Source organism: Draconibacterium sp. (assembly GCF_041583095.1).
Classification (GTDB): domain Bacteria; phylum Bacteroidota; class Bacteroidia; order Bacteroidales; family Prolixibacteraceae; genus Draconibacterium.
This window is the reverse complement of record NZ_JBFHGM010000347.1, coordinates 1-4,727: the sequence shown is the minus strand read 5'-3', so window position 1 is coordinate 4,727 and position 4,727 is coordinate 1. Positions and strand designations below refer to the sequence as shown.

6 protein-coding genes are annotated in these 4,727 nt (G+C 39.6%); 3 read left to right on the top strand and 3 right to left on the bottom strand.

Going from position 1 to position 4,727, the window contains the following annotated elements:
- The first annotated feature begins 10 nt into the window (after nucleotides 1–10).
- A complete protein-coding gene (locus ABZB17_RS20710) occupies nucleotides 11–160 on the top strand; it encodes a DUF4268 domain-containing protein (RefSeq protein WP_372653235.1) in 150 nt (49 codons plus the stop codon).
- 40 nt (nucleotides 161–200) lie between these two features.
- On the opposite strand, the gene ABZB17_RS20705 is transcribed toward ABZB17_RS20710, so the two are convergent.
- The 3 genes from ABZB17_RS20705 to ABZB17_RS20695 form a co-directional block, all read right to left on the bottom strand.
- Entirely contained in the window at nucleotides 201–578 is a 378-nt protein-coding gene (locus tag ABZB17_RS20705) for an SRPBCC domain-containing protein (protein ID WP_372653230.1), read from the bottom strand.
- A 74-nt stretch (nucleotides 579–652) separates the two neighbouring features.
- A complete protein-coding gene (locus tag ABZB17_RS20700; RefSeq protein ID WP_372653228.1) occupies nucleotides 653–2,644 on the bottom strand; it encodes a DUF3078 domain-containing protein in 1,992 nt (663 codons plus the stop codon).
- A gap of 125 nt (nucleotides 2,645–2,769) precedes the next feature.
- Complete coding sequence (locus ABZB17_RS20695) at nucleotides 2,770–3,228, bottom strand: CYTH domain-containing protein (protein ID WP_372653225.1); 459 nt, start codon at nucleotides 3,226–3,228, stop codon at nucleotides 2,770–2,772.
- Between the two features lie 152 nt (nucleotides 3,229–3,380).
- Between ABZB17_RS20695 and ABZB17_RS20690 the strand changes: the two genes are divergently transcribed.
- Together ABZB17_RS20690 and ABZB17_RS20685 are read left to right on the top strand one after the other, a co-directional pair.
- Nucleotides 3,381–3,995 (top strand): HDOD domain-containing protein, encoded by a 615-nt coding sequence (locus ABZB17_RS20690; RefSeq protein WP_372653233.1) that lies wholly within the window; start codon nucleotides 3,381–3,383, stop codon nucleotides 3,993–3,995.
- 174 nt (nucleotides 3,996–4,169) lie between these two features.
- The coding region (locus ABZB17_RS20685) for a DUF5686 family protein (RefSeq protein ID WP_372653223.1) at nucleotides 4,170–4,727 on the top strand (558 nt) is incomplete at its 3' end.

Sequence of the window (4,727 nt, the reverse complement as noted above, 5' to 3'; positions counted from 1 at the left end):
TGGCGCCGAAGTGTGCCGGATCTTCGTTCGAATGGAAGGTGTTGATTTCCATCGCCAGAACCAATGGCCCGACATCTACAACTTTTTTATTGAAAACATGCTAAAACTGGAACGCAACTTCCTCGAGATAAGAGACCTTTTACAGGAGGAAGTAAAGTAGAATAAAGCATGTAACGCCCGAACAGGCAATTACTGACTGACTAGATAAACAGTTCGTTAAGCGCTCCAAAATAATCTTCATCCCAGCCTTCCGAAATATTGTCAAAAGCTTCGTCAGGAATATTGGTGTGCCGCAATTCAATGCTTGTGCCCTTTTTATGCGGATGTAGTTTTATGGTCACCAGCGACTCCTCTTCTTCTTCACCAAAGAACCACTTCTGAACGATCTTTTTATCCTGCTCAAATTCCACATTCACCCCCGAAATACTACCGCCCCACAACGAAAATTCGGAGTTTGGCTCCAGTGGCATAACAGCTGTTTCACCCGTCCATATTTCAAGCATATTTTGGTTGGTTAAAGCATTGTAAACGTCTTTCGGATCGGCAGTCAATATATAGTAGCGTTTTAAATCTTTCATGAGCTAGTCTTTTTATCAAAAGTAATTTTTTCTTTTCTTAAATGATTGATTCTACTTACAAAAACGACGACCTACTAGCGAATTCGGTGTGTGCGCATCACTTTCTTGTTGATTTTATACGAGAACCCAATGGTAAAGAACTCTTTTATCTGCAGTTTGGCTTCTTTTCGGCCGGTGTCGTTGCCATCAGCATCGAAAACCGGAAACTTCACATCGTCATCGTAAATAAAATGAAACATTAAACGCATATCGATGTACGAATTTAACTGCATTTTAAAGTTGTTTTCCCAGTTCAGGTCAAATTTTTTGAACGGGTCTTTGTAGTTAAAAAACATCTTGTATTTCGTCTCATACGAAATGTCTTCAGTTATTTTCGTTTTGTAGCCCAGATCGGCGTTTAAACCAGGCTCCCAAAACGCTTTTCTTCCCTCGCTAATACCAAAACTAGTCGGATTAACCAAGGCAGTATCCCGCACATAAACATTTTTCATGGTTAAAGGCGACAAGAATAATGACAGTATTTTGTTTGGCTTGTAGTCCAAACCTATTTTTAGATAGGTTGTTGATGGGGCAAGAAATGCAGAAAGTACATCAGGGTTTTTAGCTTTCGGGTATTTGTACCCCCTAAATATTTGAGTGTTAAAGTTAAGCTCGGCACTGTAGTACCATTTTTTAAATGCACTTAACCCGTAACGCGATGTGATTTCAAACTTATCATCATTCTTTTGCAGCTCCGACTCATCGCCACCGGGCCTGATCCAACCGTTTCGGAATTCCGCAGAGTTTTCCCATTTAACTTTGCCGTCTTTGCGCGAATAATTTGCAAAACCTTTTAAAACCATGAGCGTTGCCAAAGCACTTTTTCCCCCTTTTTTCCAGTTTTCAAGATAGGTTTGAGTAAGTCCTATACTTCCGTCGCCACCAATATTCCAGGGGGTTTCAAGCTCGTAACTTTTCCCTACACCCCTAAATTTATTGTTGTTGGGCTTCAGGCTTTCAAAATCAAAATCTTTGGTTTGTTTTTCTTTAAATCTTGAGAAGGTAACGCCATCGTCGATCAACATCTGCACTGTACGTTTATCAGTATTTTTTACCATCACCGCCAACGAATCATTTTGCTCGTTTTTTAGCCAGATTCGCGAATAACGTTCGGAACCGTTTTGCAACAGTATATCCTCCTTTTCTCCATGTAAATTTAATAACGACAAACGTGTGGTATCAATGTGGTCGGCATAATCCATCAACACATTTAAAACAGCTTTTATTGAATCGTTTACCTGTGCCACTACTTCATCGTTGTATGCTTTTAAAACGAAGTAGTTATTGAGTTTTACCTCGTCTTTATAGCGTTTTATGCGATATTGCAGGTTTTCATTGTATTTTTCTGCCCGGTAAACACTTACTATTCTTGCTATGTAGTCGGCTTTAACCGAGTCGTTGTAAAATACTCGTTTCGTTTCAATATAATCCCTGCGGAGACTATCGCGTCGGATAAGTTCATTAAACATGTCGGGCGAATTTAAAACCGAGTCGGGAATCACTTCCGGAATATAAAGTTCTTCCGGAAAAGTATACACAGAATCGGTAAAAAGCCGCATTCCCTCGCCTTCGGGCACCTGTCGTACTTCGTTTTCGGCTTCGCGAATAATTGCAGGTGGTACGGTAATATCTTCGGGCTTAACGTTTGCTATGTAATCCGTTTCAATATTCTGAATTTCCTTCTGCTGCTCGGTATAAGACACAAAGCCCGGAACACTCAGACTGTCCTCCACATTTTCGGGCAAACGCATCACATAATTTTCACCAATACGCTGTGTGTCATTCAGATTTTTAATGATCTCATCCAACGATTCGTCCTCGATAAAATGCAGTAGTGCATCAACATCGCTACCCACTTCTTTTTTAACAACATGCCAGTTGTTATTTTCAATAAAATAGCTTCTTAAAACTTCAATATTTTTGCGCAAAAGTTCCTCTTCAGTTACAGAGTTTTGCGCGAATAAAAGTTTTGAGAAGCCGGTAAATAATAGAATAAATAAAAAAACTTTCCCTTTCCCTGAGAACATATACACTGTTTTTAGCTTTCGGATTAAACGCAAAAATAATACCATTGTTATGTTGTCCTTTATTATAAATACCTAAACAATTAACACCTTTCTTTTAATTTACTCAACATCAAAACCTTAGTATTTTACCATGTTGAATAAGGATGCTCCGACAACCAGGCATTAAAATACCGATGATCGGTACTCACCTCATGAGTTACCCAGTTTGGCAGCTCAATTTCTTCATTCTCATTACTCAGTTCAACCTCTGCCAAAACAAGACCCGCATTCATATCTTCAAATACATCTATTTCCCATGTCATTCCATGTATCTGCTCCACGAAGCGCTTCTTCCGAACAGGATGATCATGGCACAATTGCATTAAAATTTCCGCTTCTTTTACCGGAATTTCATATTCCATTTCAATACGCGAAATTCCCTGTGTTTTGCCTTTAATCGTCAACCAAGCCTTATCTACTTTTATGCGTACCCGCACCACCCGTTCCTTATCGGTTGACAGGTAACCCTGAACAATTGGATTTCCCGAATCCTTTGGGCACCATAAATTAGTATCAACAAGAAATTTCCGCTCAATTTCAATCATGATATTAAGTTTAGTTGTTTTAACCCCGAATATACACCACGAAATTTTATTACAAACAAAAACTGCTTCAAAACAAAGCTCTTAATTTACAAGTACTTGTTTTATGGCATTTTTGCTCTCAATACAACCTACGAATGCATAAGCCGGCTTAAATATATTGCAACGGCGAATTTATCACTATTTTTAATGCGACGAACATTATTATTCTGAATATGATTACGAGAGACGAAGCGCTTGAAATGCTAAAATCGAATGTGCAGGCAGAAAACATGCTAAGACACAGCCTGGCATCGGAAGCAGTAATGCGTGCAATAGCGAAGCACCTGGAAAGAAATGAAGATGAATGGGGCATCGCAGGCTTGTTGCATGATATTGACGTGGAAATTACAAACGCCGATCCGCATACACATGGCCCCTACGCGAAAAAGCTGTTAAAAGGAAAAGTTACCGATGAAATGCTCGACGCCATTGTTATGCACAACGAGGTGGCAACCAGGAAAGACCGCTGCACCGAATTTCAGCATGCACTGGCTGCCGGCGAAACAATTACCGGTTTAATTACGGCTACAACTTTGGTTTATCCGGATAAAAAACTAGCCAGCGTAAAAACAAAATCGGTAACCAAACGAATGAAACAAAAAGCCTTTGCAGCATCGGTAAAACGCGAGAACATTCTGGAGTGTGAGAAAATTGGTATTCCGTTACCCGAGTTTGCCGATCTGGCAGTTAATGCAATGCGCTCGGTAAGTGATGATTTGGGATTATAGCAATAATACTTTTTAACAATAAATATTTCTACACTATCGTTTTTTTCATTTTCTTGCACATGAAAACAGAATTAAACCATGTATACCCAAAAATTCAATCTATTAACCGGCAGAAAACTGTCAGCTTGTTTAACCTTATGAGTAATTTTTACCCACTTTTTTGCCAACTGTCAGGTGCTCTTCGGACGAATTCTGGATGAACAAAAACAACCTGTGCCCTATGCAACTATTTATATTTCCGAATCGCGGCAAGGCACCACATCAAACACCAACGGCGATTTTAGTTTTAATTTACCAACCGGCACTTTTCACCTTACTGTGCGATCAATGGGCTACGAAAAGCTGGAGAAAACAATTAGTCTGCAAACTGACAGTTTGTTTCTCCCAATTACCTTGCAAACTCAGAATTTTGAGCTCGCCGAGATAAAAGTATTTCCCGGAGATGAAGACCCGGCCTATTTTATTATGCGGAAAGCCATTGCCAAAGCACCTTATTACCGCAATAACATAAAACATTATGGTGCCGACCTGTATATCAAAGCAAATTTTGCCTTTAGCAATATTCCGAACCTGATTAAAAAGCAGGAAGTGGAAGACGGCCGGAAATTCAAGGATTACTTTAAGGAGAATGTTACCTATGTTATGGAGTCGCAAAACCGGATTACCTACGATTATCCCAACCAGTATAACCAGCAGGTGATAAGTAAAAAAAGTTCGATAACGGGTTTTGAC

Coding starts and splice junctions, on each gene's coding strand:
- ABZB17_RS20700 (WP_372653228.1), bottom strand. CDS start 2,644: ATGTTCTCAGGGAAAGGGAAAGTTTTTTTATTTATTCTATTATTTACC.
- ABZB17_RS20695 (WP_372653225.1), bottom strand. CDS start 3,228: ATGATTGAAATTGAGCGGAAATTTCTTGTTGATACTAATTTATGGTGC.
- ABZB17_RS20705 (WP_372653230.1), bottom strand. CDS start 578: ATGAAAGATTTAAAACGCTACTATATATTGACTGCCGATCCGAAAGAC.